The organism is Bradyrhizobium sp. CCBAU 21365, assembly GCF_015291305.1.
GTDB classification, from domain to species: Bacteria; Pseudomonadota; Alphaproteobacteria; order Rhizobiales; family Xanthobacteraceae; genus Bradyrhizobium; species Bradyrhizobium elkanii.
The window spans coordinates 9,214,630-9,232,582 of the sequence record NZ_CP030036.1; the positions used below are offsets into that span (position 1 = coordinate 9,214,630).

Consider the following 17,953-nt stretch of genomic DNA (forward strand, 5'->3'; position numbering starts at 1 on the left):
CCGCGGCGGCAGCAATCTGTTTTCCGCTAAGCGGAATGAAGCGCCGCGCCGGAGCTTCCAGCCACGCTGCGATCAGAGATGAAAGTCGGGAACGGTCTGATGGGGCGTTCCCGCCGGCAGGCCGAGGAACAGGTACTGCATGCCATAATGTCCGGCGAATGCCGACGCCGTTGCATCCATGATGATGCGACCGCCCAGATCCAGATGCAATTCCGGCCGGGTAATGGCCCCGAGTGTGTAGGCCGGCACGATGGTCTCGTTGATGTGCAGGGCGTCGAAGACGGCGGACACCGCCGAAAGCGAGGCCGCATTGCCGGCCAGGTCGACGACATCGGCGCCATTGGCGGCGAAGCCGGTCACCGCCAGCGAGCCAGCGCGATCCGTCGACGACACGATGTGATCGAACACCAGCTTCGAGGAATCGCCGAGCAACGCCGTTGCCGCGGCGTCGTAGATTGCGGTGCCGCCATCGTTCAGCGTCAGGCTCGGCGCACCGCCATTGACGTGAACCGCCTCGTTGAAGCCGACCGTCAGTTGCACCAGCGAACCCGGCGTCGCGACGCCACCGGAGGGCGTCGCCGTGATTCCGGTGAGATGAGGCGCCGTGGTGTCGAGCGTGAAGGTCAGGCTCGACGACGCGCCGACATTGCCGGTGGCGTCGACCTCCTGCACCGTGACGGAATGCACGCCGTCGGTCGTGAAGACAGGCGCGGTCGTCGAGAAGCTCGACGCGCCGTCGGCCTTGTAGCGCAGCGTGTCGGCCGCATCGAACTTGGTGTAATCGATCAGCGGATCGCTGGTGATGTGGTCGGCGCTGGAGACGCCGGTGTCGCGGTGCAGCGCCAGCGTCGGCGCCGATGGCGCCTTGGTGTCGCCGGTGAAGCTGACCGCGTTGCTTGCTCCGCCGGCATTGCCGGCGATGTCGGTGTAACTCGCCCCCGCAACCGAAAGGTTAGCCGACAGATGGTCGGTGACATCGGCCGTAAAGGTCGCGGTGTAGATATCGTGGCCTGCGCCATTGACGCCGACATGGACGAGGCTGCCCAGCAGGCCGCCATGGACGGTGACGTCGCCGAGTCCGAAACCGGCGACCGCCTCGGAAAAGGTGAACGTCATCAGCGCGGCGTCGCCGGCGTGCAGCAGGGTGTGATCGGCCGCCACCGTTACCGTCGGCGGATGCGTATCGCCACCGATCGTCGCGGTATTGCTCGCCGCGCCGGTGTTGCCTGATACGTCGGCATAGCTCGCGGCGGTGACCCGGATCGAGCCTGCGACGACGTCATTGATGTCAGGCGTGAAGGTCGCGGTGTAGACGTCTTGGCCTGAACCATTGAGCCCGACATGGACCAGGTTGGTCACCGTGCCGCCGGCGACGACGGTATCGCTGAGCGCAAAGCCCGCGACCGCTTCGGAGAAGGTGAAGGTGACAACCGAAGTCTGGCCCGAAAGCACCGTACTCGGGCTCGCGGCAACCGACACCGTCGGCGCCCTGGTATCGCCAGTGAAACTGATGGTGCCGCTCGCCGCGCCGGTATTGCCGGCAATATCGGTATAGCTCGAGGCGGTGACCTGCACCGAGCCTGCTTCAGTGTTGCTTTCAGCCGGCGTGAAAATTGCCGTGTAGACGTCCTGGCCCGATGCGTTGACGCCGACATGGACCAGATTGCCCAACGCCCCGCCATGCACGGTGACGTCATCGAGCGCGAAGCTCGCGATTTGTTCGGAGAAAGTGAACGTCACCAGCGCGGTCTGGCCCGCCAGCAGCGCGTTACGATCCGCCGCGATCGACACCGTCGGCGCCAGCGTATCGCCGCCGATCGTCGCGGTGTTGCTTGCCGCGCCGGCGTTGCCGGCCACATCGCTGTAACCGGACGCATTCACCTTCACCGAGCCGGTCTCGGTGTCGCCGACATCGGGCGTGAAGGTCGCAGTGTAGACGTCCTGCCCAGCGCCGTTGAGCCCGACATGCACGAGATTGCTCAGCGCGCCGCCATGGACGGTGATGTCGCCAAGGGCGAAGCCCGAGACGGCCTCCGAGAAGGTGAAGGTCGCGACCGAAAGGTCGCCGGCCAGCACCGTGTCGGGATTGAGCGTGACGGAGACCGTCGACGCCAGCGTGTCACCGGTGAAGTTGATGACGTTGCCGGCGGCGCCGGCATTGCCGGCCGTATCGCCATAGCTCGATGCATTGACCTGCACCGAGCCAGCCTCGGCATTGGTGACGTCGGGCGTGAAGGTCGCGGTGTAGATGTCCTGGCCGGCACCGTTGACGCCGACATGGACAAAGCTGCCCAGCGCGCCGCCGCTGACGCTGACGTCGCCGAGCGCGAAGCCCACGACCGCCTCGGAAAAGGTGAAGGTCACGACCGCGGTCTGACCGGCGAGCAGCGTGCCATGGTCAGCTGAGACCGACACGGTCGGCGCCTTGGTGTCGCCGGTGAAGCTGATCGTGTTGCTCGACGAGCCGGAATTGCCGGCCGTATCGCTATAGCTCGATGCATTGACCTGCACCGAGCCAGCCTCGGCATTGGTCACGTCGGGCGTGAAGGTCGCGGTGTAGACGTCATGGCCGGCGCCATCGACGCCGACATGGGTGAGATTGCCCAACGTACCGCCCTGGACGGTGACATCCCCCAATCCAAAGCCGCCGACGGCCTCGGAGAAGGTGAACGTGACGAGCGCGCTATCGCCGGCAGTCAGCGTGATGTGATCGGCCGCAACCGCCACCGTTGGCGCCTTGGTATCGCCGGTGAAGGTGATCGCGCTGCTTGCCGCGCCGGCGTTTCCGGCGCTGTCGGTATAGCTCGATGCGTTGACCTGCACCGAGCCAGCCTCGGCATTGGTCACGTCGGGCGTGAAGGTCGCCGTGTAGATGTCCTGGTGCGCGGCGTTGACGCCGACATGCACGAGGTTGCTCAGCGCGCCGCCGCTCACCGTCGTGTCAGTCAGCGCGAAGCCGGTGACCGCCTCGGAGAAGGTGAAGGTGACGGTCGAAGTCTGCCCGGCCAGCAGCGCGGTCGAGCTCGCCGCAACCGACACAGTCGGCGCGATCGCGTCGATCACGAGATGCAAATCGGTCGCCGCATGGGTCACGTCGGCGTCCTGACCGCCGGGATCCCTGATCGTGCCGCCGTTGAGCGAGAGGCTCTGCACCTGCAGATCGGACGTGCTGTCGCCGTCCTGCACCGTGTAGCTGAACACCAGCGCCTGCGAGCCGCTGCCGCTGAGATAGGTCGCGGCCTTGCCGTCGTTGAGCAGCAACTCGGGCGCGCCGGTCACGCTCACCGTGTTGCTGAAATTGACTGTGATGGTGACGACCTTGCCGGCGTTCAGCGTCGTGAGGTGATCGGTGGTGTCAGCCGTCACCGAGGCGATGCTTGCCTGCGACCGGGTTTCCAGATGCGGCGTCGCTGAGCCATCGGAACCAAGAAGCAGCGAGCCGGCCGAGGCGCCGGCGCCAAAACTCAGGTTCAGCGAGGCGAGCGTCGTGCCGCTACCGCTCTTCACCAGCAAGACGCCGTTCGCATAGGACAGCGTCGCCGTGGCGTCATAGCCGATGTTGCCGAAGTCGAGAGTATCGCCGCCGGCAAAGCCGGTGATCGACGTGCTGAACGAGGTGCCGGAGAATGCCGCGGCATCGAGCACGAGCTTCTCGGTGCTGCCGTCGGTGAAGGCGATCGCGCCGGTTCCCGCCGCGCCGTTCGCCGCCAGCTCGAGGATCGAGCCCTTGATGACGGTGCCGCCCGAATAGGTGTTGTGCGCGGACAGCACCAGCCGGCCGCCGCCGGTCACCTCGACATCACCAGGCGTCGCGCCATCGGAGATGACGCCGCTCTGGGTGACGGTCTCGCCGGCGGCGACATTGAAGACCGGATCGCCGGCGACGGTGATGTTGCGGGTCTGCGTGAAGCCATCGGTGAAGCTGATGCCGGTGCCGTCGCCGAGCTTCAGGACGCTGGTGACCGCGCCGAGATTGACATTGGCGGAGATCGATACCCTCGTGCCGGTGCCGCTGACCGTGGTGTTACCGGTGTAAGTATTGTTGCCACCGAGGATGACGGTGCCGCCGCCGCTAATGACGAGGCCGCCGATACCGGCATTCGCACCCGTGCCGCCATTGCCGCTCTGGTCCGCGATGTCGTTGGCGACAGTCAGCGTCTGGCCGCTGCCAGGCGTGAAGCTGAGATTGCTGTTGCCCTGGATGAAGATGCCGGAGCCGATGCCCGAGCCGCTGGCCTGGCCGCTCCCGTTGGTGCCGCCCTTGACGGCGTTGAAGCCAGAATCGTTTGAAAGCGAGCCGCCCTTGATGGTCAGCGAGCCGCCCTGCTGAACGAAGACCGTGCCGCCCGCACCAAGCCCGCCGCCGCCGCCCGGCGCGCCGTTGCCGTTGGTGCCGCCATTGCCGGCGCCGAACCCGCCCATGGCCCCGATGCCGCCGCCGCCGCCGAAGCCACCATTGCCGCCGTAGCCACCGCCGCCGCCGAAGCCGCCATTGCCGCCCGCGCCGCCGCCGCCGCCGTAACCGCCGTTGCCGCCGTCCAGCGAGTTTCCGCCGCCGATGCCGCCGCCCGCCCCATTCGCACGGCTGCCGAGGCCGACGTAGCCTCCGGCTGCGCCGCCACCGCCATTGGCGCCGCCGATGCCGCCCGCGTCGTAGTTATGAATGTACCCGTCCATGTACGGGTAGTCGTATCCGTAGCTGCCGCGGCCGGCCGAGGCCGCGCCGAGCACAATGCCGCCAGCGCCGTTGGAAAATGCGTCATTGTCCGGGGCTCGCGCGCCAAGGCCAATGCCGCCGCCGCCGCTGCTTCCGCCGCGGCCGCCCATCCCGCCACCACCGCCGAGACCGTAGATGTTGGCGAGACTTCCACTCCCGCCGGGACCGCCGTTGCCGCCGATGGCCGCGCTGTTGTGGAAGGTGACATTGTCGATCGTCGCGCTGCCGTTCGACGAGATGAACAGCCCGCCGCCAAGCCCGGCGCCGCCGCCACCGCCGCCACGGCTGACGCCACCGCCCACCGCCACCGTGTTCTGGATGGTCAGGTTCTCGAGGTTGACGTTGCCGGCATAGACGAAGAAGCCGCGTTGCGCGTTGAGGCCGTCGATCGTGTGCGTGCCGCCGTGGCCGTCGCTGCCGTTGATCGTCACGCTCGATCCGCTCAAGAGGTTGAACGCGTACAGCTCCGACGTCAGGCTGAAGTCGGCGGTGATGTTGATGGTGTAGTTGGCATTCTGGGCTGCGTTCTGCCCGCCGGAATCCATCTGCGTGATGGCGGCATTGAGCTCGGCGACGCTGGAAACGTTGAAGATCCGCGTCGAGACGATCTGCACGACCGTGCCGCCGTTGGCATCCTGCGTGAGCTGGAAGCGGGTGCCGCCGTCGAGCCCGGTCACGGTCAGCGTGTCGGTCGTGGTGCCGTTCGAGATCGAGAGCGTGTTGCCGGACAGGCTGACCGTGTTGAGCGAGGGGTTCTGGGTGTTATACGCCAACCCGGTCAGATCGATCTTCTGGCCGGGATTGAAGTTCGAGATCGTGTTGGTGAAGGCGTTGCCGTTCAGCGCGGCGTTGTCGATCTTCAGCGTGCCGGCAAGCCCGGTGCTGAAGGAGATGTTGCCGGTGCCGGCGGCGCCATAGGTCGTGAGCCAGGCGGTGCCCGAATAGATCGTCGTGCCGCCATAGGTGTTGGCATGGCTGAGCACGAAGGTGCCGCCGCCGTCGATGCCGAGATTGCCGCCACCGCTGATCAGGTCAGTGTCCGTGACGGTCGCGCTGGTCCCGACCGCAACAACGGAATTGCCACCTACGACGATGGCGTCATCAAAAATTCCGCCGGTCGTCAATCCGAGGTGCCCGCCGCTCAGGTTGAGCGTCCCGGTCAGCCTCGCGAGCTGACCAAGGCCAAGCTGCAACGTGCCGGCGCCGGACAGCGTGAACGTTCCGGAGCCGCTGATCGAGCCGGTGTCGACGATCGTGCCGGAGGATATGTCGAAAGTGCCGCCAGCGGCGGTGACCTGGATATCGTGAGTGAAGGTGTAGCCGCCGGTCGTGGTCAGCGTGCCGCCGTTGAGGATCAGTGCACTGGCCGAACCGCCGATATTGTTGTCGGCCGTGATCGAGAGCGTGTTGCCGGCATCGATCTGCGTGCCGCCGACATAGCTGCTCGCACCCGTCAACGTCAGCGTACCGCCGCCGGAGACCTGCAGCTTTCCGCTCGCGCCGGTGCCGCTGATGCCCTTTTCATCCGCGATGGTGTCGGCGATGGTCAGCGTGGTGACGGTTTGCAAGCCCTGGAAGAGCGTGGAAACGGTGTGCGTCGGCGTGACGACCATCGTGCCCTGGATGAAGATGTCGCCATAGGCCGAGCCGTTGCCGGCACCGTTGGCGCCGGTGCCGCCGGTCTCGGTTGCATCCATCAAGGTGCCGCCGATGACGGTCAGCTTGCCGCCTTGCTGAACGAAGATGTCGCCGCCGGCGCCGAGGCCGCCGCCACCGCCGCCGGCGAGCGAGCCGCTGCCGGCGCCGAATCCGCCGGTGCCGGGCGTGCCGTTCGAACCGCCGCCACCGCCGCCGAAGCCGCCATTGCCGCCGGTATGCGCGTATCCGCTGCCGTTGCCGGAGCCGCCGCCACCGCCGGCGAAACCACCGTTGCCGCCGCCATAAATGCCGCCGCCGCCACCGCCGCCCACGCCGCCGGCGCCGCCGAAGCCGATCAGGGTGCCCGAGGGGCCGCCGCCCACCGAGTTGGCGCCGCCGATGCCGCCGCCGCCGCCACCGACACCGCCGCCACCACCGCCGCCACTCGCGCCACCGCCGGCATGTGCGCCGTAGCCTGAGCCGCCGTAATTGTCGGCGCCCTGTCCGCCGCCCGCCGCACCTTCTATCGTCGCCGGCGTGCCACCCGCGGTCTGCGCCCCGGTCGAGGGATGCTGGCTGTCGGAGCCCGCCTCGCTGTAACCGCTGCCGCCATTGCCGTGGTAGCCGTAATAGTCCTGGCCGCCGAAGCCGCCGCCGCCACCACCACCGCCATTGCCGCTGCCGCCGTCAGCACCGATGCCGCCGCCTCCACCGCCACCGCCGGCTGGATCGACCGTGCCGCCATTGCCGCCCTTGGCGGTATTGCTGCCGAAGTTGACGTTGTTCAGCGTGACGTCGGCGTTCTGTCCGACGAACAGGCCGCCGCCCAGACCCGCGCCGCCGCCGCCACCGCCGACCCCGCCATTGCCGCCGCTTGCCACCGCATTGATGATGGTCAGGTTCTTGAACGTCACCTTGCCCGCGACGACGACGAAGCCTTGATAGCCGCGCGCGTCGATGACGTCGCTGTAGTCCTGTCCGCCGAGCTGGTTGTTGTAGTCGGTGTTGCCGTCGAAGGTGAGCGTCGAGCCGTTCATCAGATTGATGGCCGGCAGATCGTCGAGCAGCTGCAATGTGCGGGCGCTGCCGGAGGTCGAGAAGTTGATGACGTAGTCGGTGTTGGCCGACGCTAGTCCGCCGCCGACGCTGATCGCCGAGATCGCGTTGTAGAGCTGGAGATAATCGTGGAGCGGATCGCTGGTCGTCAGCGTCAGAACAACGGGATTCGACACAAGGACCTCGGCAATATGCGTGAGCGACCGCAATCGGTCGCCTTTCAAAAAATTGCCGAATAGTTATCTTGCGCCGCAAGTCATTGGCAACAATAACGAATTCTCATTCTGCGCACGGAGTTGAGATGGTCAAGGGGTAAGGTTGACGCGTGTGAGGGCCGCTCGACGCACGATCGGACGGCAATTTCCGTCACGACGAGGGGCGCTGAAGACGAGTTCGTCCCGCGACAGGCACGCATTGATGTGAAACACCAATCTCGCCCGTGCACGCGATGAGAAGCGCCGCAGAAAAATTGTCCACCGAATCAACGATGGCATTCTTCGATGCGATCTCGCTTTGCTTGTGGTGGCTCCGAAGCGATCTTTCCGTCAGACTGTCCTTGTTGGCGACCACGCTCCGAACGGAGCGCGCCGGAGTGACGAGTGCCGCATGACGCCTCCACGCGATAGAGCATGGCGTCGCCGTCCGCGGGCGGTGATGATGACAGCATGCGCCCTTGCGATCGGCACGTGCATCGGACGCGCCGAAGCGACTGGCTGCAATTTCGAGATTCAGGGCGAGGGTCGCGTCGCAGCTGTCGTTGATACGCGCAGCCTTCGGCTCGACGACGGCCGCGAGGTCAAGCTCGCCGGTATCGAGGTGGCCGACAAGACGAAAGCCACGGCAGCGCTGACGGCGCTTTTGGTCGGCCGCGAGGTGACGCTGCGCGGACAGGACGACACGCCGGACCGCTACGGCCGGCAGCCGGCCTACGCATTCCTCGAAGGCAGCGAAAAGCCCGTGCAAAGCGAGCTGCTGCGCCAGGGTCTCGCGCTGGCGTCATCCGAAGTCGCCGACAAGGACTGCGCCACGGCGCTGATGGCGGCCGAGGCCGAGGCCAGGGCCGCCCGATCGGGAACCTGGGCCGAGGCCACCGTCATAAAAAACGCCGAAAGTCCGGACGATATTTTGGCCGGGATCGGGCGCTTTACGGTGGTCGAGGGCAGGGTTTTGTCCGTGCGTCAGGCCGGGGCGACGACCTACCTGAATTTCGGCCGAAACTGGACACGGGACTTTGCTGTGACTATTTCAAGGCGCATAGTCCCTGCGTTCGAGGCGGCCGGGCTTGCGCCCAAGTCTCTGGAAAATCGTAAGATTCGTGTACGAGGCTGGGTGGAAGCACGACGTGGGCCGCGAATCGAACTGCTCCGGGTGGGGCAGCTTGAAGTGCTCGGCGGGAACTAGGCCCAAGGGACTCAAGAAACCCAAGGGCCCTGCCCCGGTCTTTTTACGGGACAATTTGTGAGTTTTTGACGTGATTGAGCGCGCAGGACGGCGTGAAAAGGGGACTGGCCGCCGCCTTTCGGCTGCGCCGGCGCTCGTTTGCGCCGCCCTGACGCTATCGGCCTGCGGCAATATCGGCCGGTTCGAGCAGGCCACGCCGACGGCAGCGGCGGCGCCGGTGAAGCCGAACCGCGTGGTGCAGCAGACGCCCACGAGCGAGCGCGAGCATGAGCGCATCCTGTCGTCCTATGGCGGCGCCTATGACGACCCGAAGCTCGAGGCCCTGATCAGCAAGACCGTGGAGCGGCTGGTCGCCGCCTCCGAACGGCCCGACCAGGCCTACAAGGTCACGATCCTCAATTCCGGCGCGGTCAACGCCTTCGCGCTGCCGACCGGCCAGCTCTATGTCACGCGCGGCCTGATTGCGCTCGCCAGCGACACCTCCGAGCTCTCCTCGGTGCTGAGCCACGAGATGGCGCATGTGCTCGCCAAGCACGCGGCGATGCGCGAGGACCAGGCCCGCCAGGCGGCGGTGGTGACGCGCGTCGTCACCGACATGAGCACCGATCCCGATCTCACCGCGCTGGCGCTCGCCAAGACCAAGCTGACGATGGCGAGCTTCTCGCGCCAGCAGGAGTTCGAGGCCGACGGCATCGGCGTCGGGATCGCCGCGCGCGCACATTTCGATCCCTACGGCGCGGCGCGCTTCCTGACCGCGATGGAGCGCAATGCCGCGCTCAAGATCGGCAAGACCGCGCTCGATCCGCGCGCGCAGGACTTCACCTCGTCGCATCCGGCAACGCCCGAGCGCATCAACAACGCGCAGACCACCGCACGGCAATACTCGTCGCCCGAGAGCAACGAGCGCGACCGCGAGACCTATCTCGCCGCGATCGACAACATCGTCTATGGCGAGGATCCCAGCGAAGGCTTCGTGCGCGGCCGCCGCTTCCTGCATCCGAAGCTCGGCTTCACCTTCACCGCGCCCGACAATTTCACGCTCGACAACACCGCGCAGGCGGTGATCGGCGTGCGCGAGGGCGGCAGCCAGGCGATGCGCTTCGACGTGGTGCGGGTGCCGGCCGAGCAGTCGCTCGGCGACTACCTGAACTCGGGCTGGATGGAAGGCGTCGAGAAGTCCTCGACCGAGGACCTCAACATCAACGGCTTTCCGGCGGCGTCGGCCACCGCGCATGGCGACCAGTGGCAATTCAAGGTCTACGCGCTGCGCTTCGGCAGCGACGTCTACCGCTTCATCTTCGCCGCCAAGCAGAAGTCCACCGAGAGCGAGCGCAACGCGCGCGAGACCGTCAATTCGTTCCGCCGCCTGACGCTCGACGAGATCCAGGCCGCGCGCCCGCTGCGCATCAAGGTCATCAACGTGCAGCCCGGCGACACCGTGGAATCGCTGTCGCACCGCATGTCCGGCGTCGATCACCCGGCCGAGCGCTTCCGCGTGCTCAACGGTCTCGACGCCCATGCCCAGGTGAAGCCGCGCGACCGCGTCAAGATCGTGGTGGATTGAGGCTGCGAGGCGTCGCGCTCGCGCCTCACTACCGCTGTCGTCCCGGCGAAGGCCGGGACCTATAACCACAGCTATCGATTGATTGAAAAAAGCTGGGGCCACAGCGCGCCCTAACAACATATTCCAGTGATCATGGGTCCCTGCTTCCCCAGGGACGACGTGGAGAGAGCGCTCTACTTCGCCTTCTCCTTGAGGAAGGCGATGATGTCGGCGCGGTCCTTCGGATCCTGAACCTCGTAGAACATCTTGGTGCCGGGAACCATGGCGTCCGGACCGGTGAGCCATTTGTCGAGATTCTCCTCGGTCCACACGATCTTCGAATTCTTCAGCGCGTCCGAGTAATTGTAGCCCGCGACGGAGCCGGCAAGCCGGCCCACCACGCCCCTGTGCATCGGGCCGACGTCGTTCTTCTCGATCAAATGGCAATCGCCGCAGCCCTGGTACAGCGTGGCGCCGCGCGCCGCATCTCCGGCGGCACGGGCGCTGTTCACGGCGAGCAGAATCGCGATCGCCGCCATCGCGGCAATTTTGGCTTGCCGCGGCGCCAGCACGCCTGCGATCGAACGAATGGTCATTCCCGGGGCTCTCCTGTTTGCCACCACAACAGGAGCAGCCATGCTACCATTCTATTCCCTGAAATGCCGTGCGCTTCGCGCGGCCGGCGACTGACGAAGATTTTTGAGCCAGCCGGGAATTTCTCCGCGCGCCGCCGATCTCTATCGAAGCTGCCACCTCCGCAGCGGCGCCGGGCTATTGGAGCATCCCCAGTGTTTCAGAATCGGTTCGGCGCCGTCGCTCGACTTGCCGAACTCGGGTGCGTGCTTGCTGCGCTCACGCTCGCAGCAGCCACCGCCGCGCGCGCGGACGGCTGTCCCAAGCCGAGCGACGAAATCGCGACCGACCGGCCCGACGTCACCAATTCGAGTATCGTCGTGCCGGTCGGGAGCCTGCAGAACGAGAACGGCATCAACCTGACCGGCCGCAGCAGTGGTCGCAGCATCGACGGCAGCAACAGCCGCTGGCGGCTTGGGATTGCGCCCTGCCTCGAAGTGCTGGTCGACCTGCCGAGCTATGTCAGCACTGTGAAGTCGCCCGGCGCCTCGGGCTTTTCCGACGTCGCGCCGGGGATCAAATGGCAGATCAGCCCGTTGCCGGGGAAGATCGACCTCTCGATCACGGCCGGCGTCGCGCTGCCGACGGGCGCAGCCGAAATCGCCGGGCGCGGCGCGCAGCCCTATGTCCAATTGCCGTGGTCATGGGAGCTGCATGACGGCTGGGGCGTCAGCGGCATGTTCACCGAATTCTTCCGCCCTGCCGAACTGACCGGCCGGCACATGTCGGAAGCGACCTTCGTGATCGAGAAGAAGCTGACCGAGCGGATCAGCGTGTTCACCGAATATGTCGGCGACTATCCCGACGGCGCGCGGCCGACCCAGCTCATCAACTCCGGCGGCCTGTACCGGATCACGCCGACCCAGCAGGTCGACTTCCATGTCGCGTTCGGACTCAACCGCAACTCGCCGAACACCATCGTCGGCGTGGGGTATTCGTTCCGCGTCGACGGGCTGTTTCGCTGAGGATGGAGATGGGTATCGGGCACCATCCGCGAGGCCTATCCACCTCCCCTTGAAAAGGGGAGGTCGCTTTGCTCGCCAGAGCAAAGCGGGTGGGGATCTTGTCTCTCCACACACGCCTGCGCGTGCGGCAGACCCCCATCCCGACCTTCCCCCTTTCAGGGGGAAGGAGAAGAGTTCAACCCTCGGCTTCGCGCAATCCGCTCAGCCACAGCGCCAGCAGCGTCCACACCGCGCCCGACAGAAGGTAGGCGCCCGCCGAGATCAGGCCGAAATGCGTCGCCAGCAGCAGCGCCGCGAGCGGCGCAAAGCCGGCGCCGAACAGCCAGGCGAAATCCGAGGTCAGTGCCGAGGCCGTGTAGCGATAGTTGCGCGCGAAGCTCGAGGCGATCGCGCCCGATGACTGGCCGAACGACAGGCCGAGCAGCACGAAGCCGAGCACCATATAGACGGTCTCGCCGAACGCGCCGGCGTCGAGCAGCTGCGGCGCGAAGCCGCTATACACCGCGATCGCGACCGCCGAGCCCAGCAGCAGCGGCTTGCGGCCGACGCGGTCGGCGATCATGCCGGAGGCGACGATCGCGACGACGCCGACCATCGCGCCGATCATCTCGATGATCAGGAAGCGCACCGGGCTTTCCTTGGTGAACAGGAACACCCAGGACAGCGGAAACACCGTGACCATGTGGAACAGCGCAAAACTCGCCAGCGGCGCGAAAGCGCCGAGCAGGATGTTGCGGCCCTCCTGCGCGACGGTCTCGCCGACCCGTGCCGGCTCGAGATCGCGGCTTTCGAACAGCTCGGAATATTCATCCGTCGCCACCATGCGCAGCCGCGCGAACAGCGCCACCACGTTGATGGCGAAGGCGACGAAGAACGGATAGCGCCAGCCCCAGTCGAAGAAATCATCCGCCGAGAGGTTGCCGGCGAAGAAGGCGAACAGCGCGCTGGCCACGATCAGCCCGAGCGGCGCGCCGAGCTGCGGCACCATCGCGTACCAGCCGCGGCGATGCGCCGGCGAATTCATCGCGAGCAGCGAGGCAAGACCGTCCCAGGCGCCGCCCCAGGCGATGCCCTGCAGCACGCGCGCGGCGGCCAGCAGCCAGATCGCCGCGACGCCGATCGTGTCGTAGCCGGGCAGGAAGGCGAGCGCGACCGTGGCGGTGCCGAGCAGGAACAGCGCGATGACGAGCTTGGCGCCCTTGCCGTGGCGGCGGTCGACCGCCATGAAGATCACGGTGCCGAGCGGCCGCGCGGCGAAGGCCAGCGCGAAGATACCGAACGAATAGAGCGTGCCGGTCAGTTCATTGACGAACGGAAACACCAGCTTCGGAAACACGATGACCGAGGCGATCGCATAGACGAAGAAGTCGAAGAATTCCGACGTGCGTCCGATGATGACGCCAATGGCGATATCGCCGGGTTTCGCCTGCGCGTGACCTGATGCGGTCGGGGTGCCGTGAGCCATTGCTGGGGCTTGTGCCATCGCCGGAGAACCGTCCTTTGGAGCATGATCCGGAAAAGCGGAGCCGGTTTCCCGAATCGATCATGCTCAAGCAAGAGATTGAGGCCACGGGCAGATTGCCACGCGGTCCACCTCACCTTCTGATCTCTCATCCCGCAGTGCAACATTGGACAAATTGTCCAATGTGAACTTTGCTGCATCGCAGCTACCCCTTGGCGGAACTCATAAAATTCCAGTGGGGTGAGCCGTGCGCGCCTTGAAATTATTGGCCTTATTGCCGTTCGCGGCGCTCCTTGGCGGGTGCGATTTCGTCGTCCTGGCCCCTGCCGGCGACATCGCCGCGCAGCAGCGCGACCTCGTCGTCATCTCGACCGTCCTGATGCTCATCATCGTGCTTCCGGTGATGGCGCTGACCGTCTTCTTCGCCTGGCGCTACCGCCAGTCCAACGCCGCGGCCCCCTATGAGCCGGAGTGGGATCACTCCACCCAGCTCGAGCTCGTGATCTGGTCGGCGCCGCTGCTGATCATCATCTGCCTCGGCGCGCTGACCTGGATGGGCACGCATCTGCTCGATCCCTACCGCTCGCTCGGCCGCATCGCCGCCGACAAGCCGATCGAGAGCAAGGACGCCCCGCTCAATGTCGAGGTGGTCGCGCTCGATTGGAAGTGGCTGTTCATCTACCCGGATTACGGCGTCGCCGCCGTCAACGAGCTCGCGGCTCCGGTCGACCGCCCGATCCGCTTCCGCATCACGGCGTCGTCCGTGATGAACTCATTCTACATCCCCGCGCTCGCCGGCCAGATCTACGCGATGCCCGGCATGGAGACCAAGCTGCACGCGGTCGCCAACAAGGAAGGCACCTATCGCGGCTTCTCCGCCAATTACAGCGGCGCCGGCTTCTCCGGCATGCACTTCGACTTCAAGAGCCTGTCGAGCGCCGATTTCGACAAGTGGATCGCCACCGCCAAGACCAGCGCCAACATGCTCGGCCGCACCGACTATCTGCAGCTTGAGCGTCCGAGCCAGAACGATCCGGTGCGGCTCTACCGCTCGGTCGACCGCGATCTCTACAAGGCGATCCTCAACATGTGCGTCGAGCCCGGCAAGATGTGCATGAGCGAGATGATGGCGATCGACGCCAAGGGCGGCCTCGGCCGCGAAGGCTTCAACAACACGCTGCCGCTGACCTACGACAAATACGCCCGCCGCGGCGCGCCGCTCGGCTCTGAGCCGACCTTCGTCGCCGGCATCTGCTCGATGGACGAGATCAAGGACGCGCCGTCGCACGAGGTCACCGCGCCGCTCGACCTGACGCCGCTGCGCGGCTTCGGGCTGAAGCGCCCGCCGTTCTCGCCCGCGCATCCGTCATCGACATCCCTGCTGCTCGGTCAGCGTCCGAAATCAGAGTCCTGAGGAGGACCGCATGAATCCCGATCTCGTCAAGATGGTCTTCGGCCGCCTCAATCTGGAGGCGCTGCCGATCCATGAGCCGATCCTGGTCGGCACTTTCGCGGTGGTGGCAACCGGCGGCCTCGCGCTGTTCGCGATCGTCACCTACTTCCGGCTCTGGACCTATCTGTGGCGCGAGTGGTTCACCACCGTGGACCACAAGCGCATCGGCATCATGTACATGATCCTCGGCATCGTGATGCTGCTGCGCGGCTTCGCGGACGCGCTGATGATGCGGCTGCAGCAGGCGATCGCGTTTGGCGGCTCCGACGGTTATCTGCCGGCCCATCACTACGACCAGATCTTCACCGCGCACGGCGTGATCATGATCTTCTTCGTGGCGATGCCGCTGGTGACCGGCCTGATGAACTATGTGGTGCCGCTGCAGATCGGCGCCCGCGACGTCTCCTTCCCGTTCCTCAACAATTTCAGCTTCTGGATGACGGTCGGCGGCGCCGTGCTGGTGATGATGTCGCTGTTCGTCGGCGAATTCGCCCGCACCGGCTGGCTCGCCTACCCGCCGCTGTCGAATATCGGCTACAGTCCTGATGTCGGCGTCGACTATTACATATGGGGACTACAGGTCGCCGGCGTCGGCACGACGCTATCGGGCATCAACCTGATCTGCACCATCGTCAAGCTGCGCGCGCCGGGCATGACGATGATGAAGATGCCGGTGTTCACCTGGACCTCGCTCTGCACCAACGTCCTGATCGTCGCCTCCTTCCCGGTGCTGACGGCGGTGCTGGCGCTGCTGTCGCTCGACCGTTACATCGGCACCAACTTCTTCACGAACGACTTCGGCGGCAACCCGATGATGTACGTGAACCTGATCTGGATCTGGGGCCACCCCGAGGTCTACATCCTGGTGCTGCCGGCGTTCGGCATCTTCTCCGAGGTGACCGCGACGTTCTCCGGCAAGCGATTGTTCGGCTACACCTCGATGGTCTACGCGACCGTCGTCATCACCATCCTGTCCTACCTGGTCTGGCTGCATCACTTCTTCACGATGGGCTCCGGCGCCAGCGTGAACTCGTTCTTCGGCATCACCACGATGATCATCTCGATCCCGACCGGCGCGAAGATGTTCAACTGGCTGTTCACGATGTATCGCGGCCGCATCCGCTTCGAGCTGCCGATGATGTGGACGGTGGCATTCATGCTGACCTTCGTGATCGGCGGCATGACCGGCGTGCTGCTGGCGGTGCCGCCGGCCGATTTCGTGCTGCATAACAGCCTGTTCCTGATCGCGCATTTCCACAACGTGATCATCGGCGGCGTGCTGTTCGGCCTGTTCGCCGGCATCAACTACTGGTTCCCGAAGGCGTTCGGCTTCAGGCTCGATCCGTTCTGGGGCAAGCTGTCGTTCTGGTTCTGGGTCTCGGGCTTCTACTTCGCCTTCATGCCGCTCTACGTGCTCGGCCTGATGGGCGTGACCCGAAGGCTCCGCGTGTTTGACGATCCCAGTCTGCAGATCTGGTTCATCATCGCGGGCTTCGGCGCCTTCCTGATCCTGCTCGGCATCGTCGCGATGCTGGTGCAGTTCGCGTTCAGCATTCTGCGCCGCGAGCAGCTGAAGGACACCACCGGCGATCCCTGGAACGCGCGGACGCTGGAATGGGCGACCTCCTCGCCGCCGCCGGACTACAACTTCGCATTCACGCCCGTGGTCTACGACAACGACGCCTGGTGGGACATGAAGCGCCGCGGCTACAGGCGCCCGCTGACCGGCTTCAAGCCGATCCACATGCCGTCCAACACCGGCACCGGCATCATCCTCGCCGGACTTGCGACGGTGATGGGGTTCGGCCTGATCTGGTACATCTGGTGGCTCGCCGCCGTCAGCTTCGTTGCGCTGCTCGCGGTCGCGATCGGCCACACCTTCAACTATCACCGCGACTTCCACATCCCGGCGGATGAGGTGGTGCGGACTGAAGACGCGCGGACACGCGTGCTTGCCGCGGGAGCCCGGACATGAGCGTTGCAATCATAACCACACAGGACTCCGAGCCGGTCTTCCACGTCATCGACGAGCATGATCATCCGGAAGGCGCCAGCACCATGCTGGGCTTCTGGATCTACCTGATGAGCGATTGCCTCATCTTCGCGATGCTGTTTGCGACCTATGGCGTGCTCGGCGGCAACTATGCCGCCGGACCGGCACCGAAGGATCTGTTCGACCTCAAGCTGGTCGCGCTCAACACGACGATGCTGCTGCTCTCCTCGATCACCTATGGCTTTGCCATGCTGACGATGGAGAAATCGAGGATCAGGGCGACCCAGCTCTGGCTCGCCATCACCGGGCTGTTCGGCCTCGCCTTCCTCGGCATCGAGCTCACCGAGTTCGCGCACATGATCCATGAGGGTGCGACGCCCCAGCGCAGCGCCTTCCTGTCGTCGTTCTTCACGCTGGTCGGCACCCACGGCCTGCACGTCACTTTCGGCCTCGTCTGGCTGGTGACGCTGATGGTGCAGACCGCGCGCTTCGGCCTCACCGAAGCCAACCGGCGCCGTCTGATGTGCCTCTCGATGTTCTGGCACTTCCTCGACGTGGTCTGGATCGGCGTCTTCACCTTCGTCTATCTCCTGGGAATGCTGCGATGACAAAAGAAGTTCACGCTCTCGAAGCCAACGCCGGCGGGCACGGCCACGACGCTCACGGCGGGGCATCCCATGGCTCGCTGCAGAGTTATCTGATCGGCTTCGGTCTCTCCGTCGTCCTCACCGCGGTGCCGTTCTGGCTGGTGATGACCGGTGCCGTCGCCGACAAGCAGGTCACCGCGCTGATCGTGCTGGTGCTCGCCGCGGTGCAGATCGTCGTGCACATGGTGTACTTCCTGCATATGAACACGCGGTCCGAGAACGGCTGGACCATGATGGCGATGATCTTCACCGTGGTCATGGTGGTGATCGCGCTGACCGGCTCGCTGTGGGTCATGCACCACCTCAACATCAACATGATGCCGGTGCACGACATGAGCCAGATGCCGTGACGATGCGGGGTGCCGTAGGCCCCTCTTCACCTCTCCCGCTTGCGGGGGAGGTCGACGCGCGTAGCGCGGCGGGTGGGGGCTGTCTCCATTCCGAA

Annotated in this window: 10 protein-coding genes; 7 read left to right on the forward strand and 3 right to left on the reverse strand. The window is 65.5% G+C overall.

Going from position 1 to position 17,953, the window contains the following annotated elements; all coding sequences use genetic code 11:
- Nucleotides 1-72 precede the first annotated feature (72 nt).
- Nucleotides 73-7,587: an Ig-like domain-containing protein gene (locus XI02_RS46175; protein WP_194483342.1), complete on the reverse strand. Its 7,515-nt coding sequence runs from the start codon at nt 7,585-7,587 to the stop codon at nt 73-75.
- Between the two features lie 478 nt (nt 7,588-8,065).
- On the opposite strand from XI02_RS46175, the gene XI02_RS43640 reads away from it, so the two are divergent.
- On the forward strand, nt 8,066-8,812 hold the full coding sequence (locus tag XI02_RS43640) for a thermonuclease family protein (RefSeq protein ID WP_172646404.1): 747 nt from the start codon (nt 8,066-8,068) through the stop codon (nt 8,810-8,812).
- A 70-nt stretch (nt 8,813-8,882) separates the two neighbouring features.
- Nucleotides 8,883-10,376 carry a M48 family metalloprotease gene (locus XI02_RS43645; RefSeq protein WP_018269161.1) on the forward strand — a complete coding sequence of 498 codons (1,494 nt, stop codon included), beginning with the start codon at nt 8,883-8,885 and terminating at the stop codon, nt 10,374-10,376.
- Nucleotides 10,377-10,549: 173 nt separating this feature from the next.
- Here the strand turns inward: XI02_RS43645 and XI02_RS43650 are convergent, their stop codons facing one another.
- Nucleotides 10,550-10,951 (reverse strand): cytochrome c family protein, encoded by a 402-nt coding sequence (locus XI02_RS43650; protein WP_172646403.1) that lies wholly within the window; start codon nt 10,949-10,951, stop codon nt 10,550-10,552.
- 192 nt (nt 10,952-11,143) lie between these two features.
- Here XI02_RS43650 and XI02_RS43655 point away from each other — a divergent pair, with 192 nt between their 5' ends.
- Nucleotides 11,144-11,953 (forward strand): transporter, encoded by an 810-nt coding sequence (locus XI02_RS43655; RefSeq protein ID WP_172646402.1) that lies wholly within the window; start codon nt 11,144-11,146, stop codon nt 11,951-11,953.
- A gap of 175 nt (nt 11,954-12,128) precedes the next feature.
- On the opposite strand, the gene XI02_RS43660 is transcribed toward XI02_RS43655, so the two are convergent.
- The gene (locus XI02_RS43660) at nt 12,129-13,418 is read right to left on the reverse strand and encodes an MFS transporter (protein WP_172646401.1); all 1,290 of its coding nucleotides are present in this window, start codon (nt 13,416-13,418) and stop codon (nt 12,129-12,131) included.
- Nucleotides 13,419-13,662: 244 nt separating this feature from the next.
- Between XI02_RS43660 and cyoA the strand changes: the two genes are divergently transcribed.
- The 4 genes from cyoA to cyoD are packed head-to-tail and all read left to right on the forward strand — an operon-like array spanning nt 13,663 to nt 17,858.
- Nucleotides 13,663-14,829 (forward strand): ubiquinol oxidase subunit II, encoded by a 1,167-nt coding sequence (gene cyoA / locus XI02_RS43665; RefSeq protein WP_069280485.1) that lies wholly within the window; start codon nt 13,663-13,665, stop codon nt 14,827-14,829.
- 10 nt (nt 14,830-14,839) lie between these two features.
- The gene (cyoB, locus tag XI02_RS43670; protein ID WP_172646400.1) at nt 14,840-16,843 is read left to right on the forward strand and encodes a cytochrome o ubiquinol oxidase subunit I; all 2,004 of its coding nucleotides are present in this window, start codon (nt 14,840-14,842) and stop codon (nt 16,841-16,843) included.
- Nucleotides 16,840-17,469, forward strand: coding sequence for a cytochrome o ubiquinol oxidase subunit III (gene cyoC / locus XI02_RS43675; RefSeq protein ID WP_069280487.1), 630 nt, complete (start codon nt 16,840-16,842; stop codon nt 17,467-17,469). The genes cyoB and cyoC overlap by 4 nt, the downstream gene beginning before the upstream one ends.
- Nucleotides 17,466-17,858, forward strand: a complete 393-nt coding sequence (gene cyoD / locus XI02_RS43680) for a cytochrome o ubiquinol oxidase subunit IV (protein WP_172646399.1) — start codon at nt 17,466-17,468, stop codon at nt 17,856-17,858. Before cyoC ends, cyoD begins: the two co-directional genes overlap by 4 nt.
- Nucleotides 17,859-17,953: the final 95 nt, after the last annotated feature.

What these genes read in the sequence shown, in the direction of transcription:
- XI02_RS43640 (WP_172646404.1), top strand. Translation starts at nt 8,066, where the DNA reads ATGATGACAGCATGCGCCCTTGCGATCGGCACGTGCATCGGACGCGCC.
- XI02_RS43650 (WP_172646403.1), bottom strand. Translation starts at nt 10,951, where the DNA reads ATGACCATTCGTTCGATCGCAGGCGTGCTGGCGCCGCGGCAAGCCAAA.
- XI02_RS43660 (WP_172646401.1), bottom strand. Translation starts at nt 13,418, where the DNA reads ATGGCTCACGGCACCCCGACCGCATCAGGTCACGCGCAGGCGAAACCC.
- cyoB (WP_172646400.1), top strand. Translation starts at nt 14,840, where the DNA reads ATGAATCCCGATCTCGTCAAGATGGTCTTCGGCCGCCTCAATCTGGAG.
- cyoC (WP_069280487.1), top strand. Translation starts at nt 16,840, where the DNA reads ATGAGCGTTGCAATCATAACCACACAGGACTCCGAGCCGGTCTTCCAC.
- cyoD (WP_172646399.1), top strand. Translation starts at nt 17,466, where the DNA reads ATGACAAAAGAAGTTCACGCTCTCGAAGCCAACGCCGGCGGGCACGGC.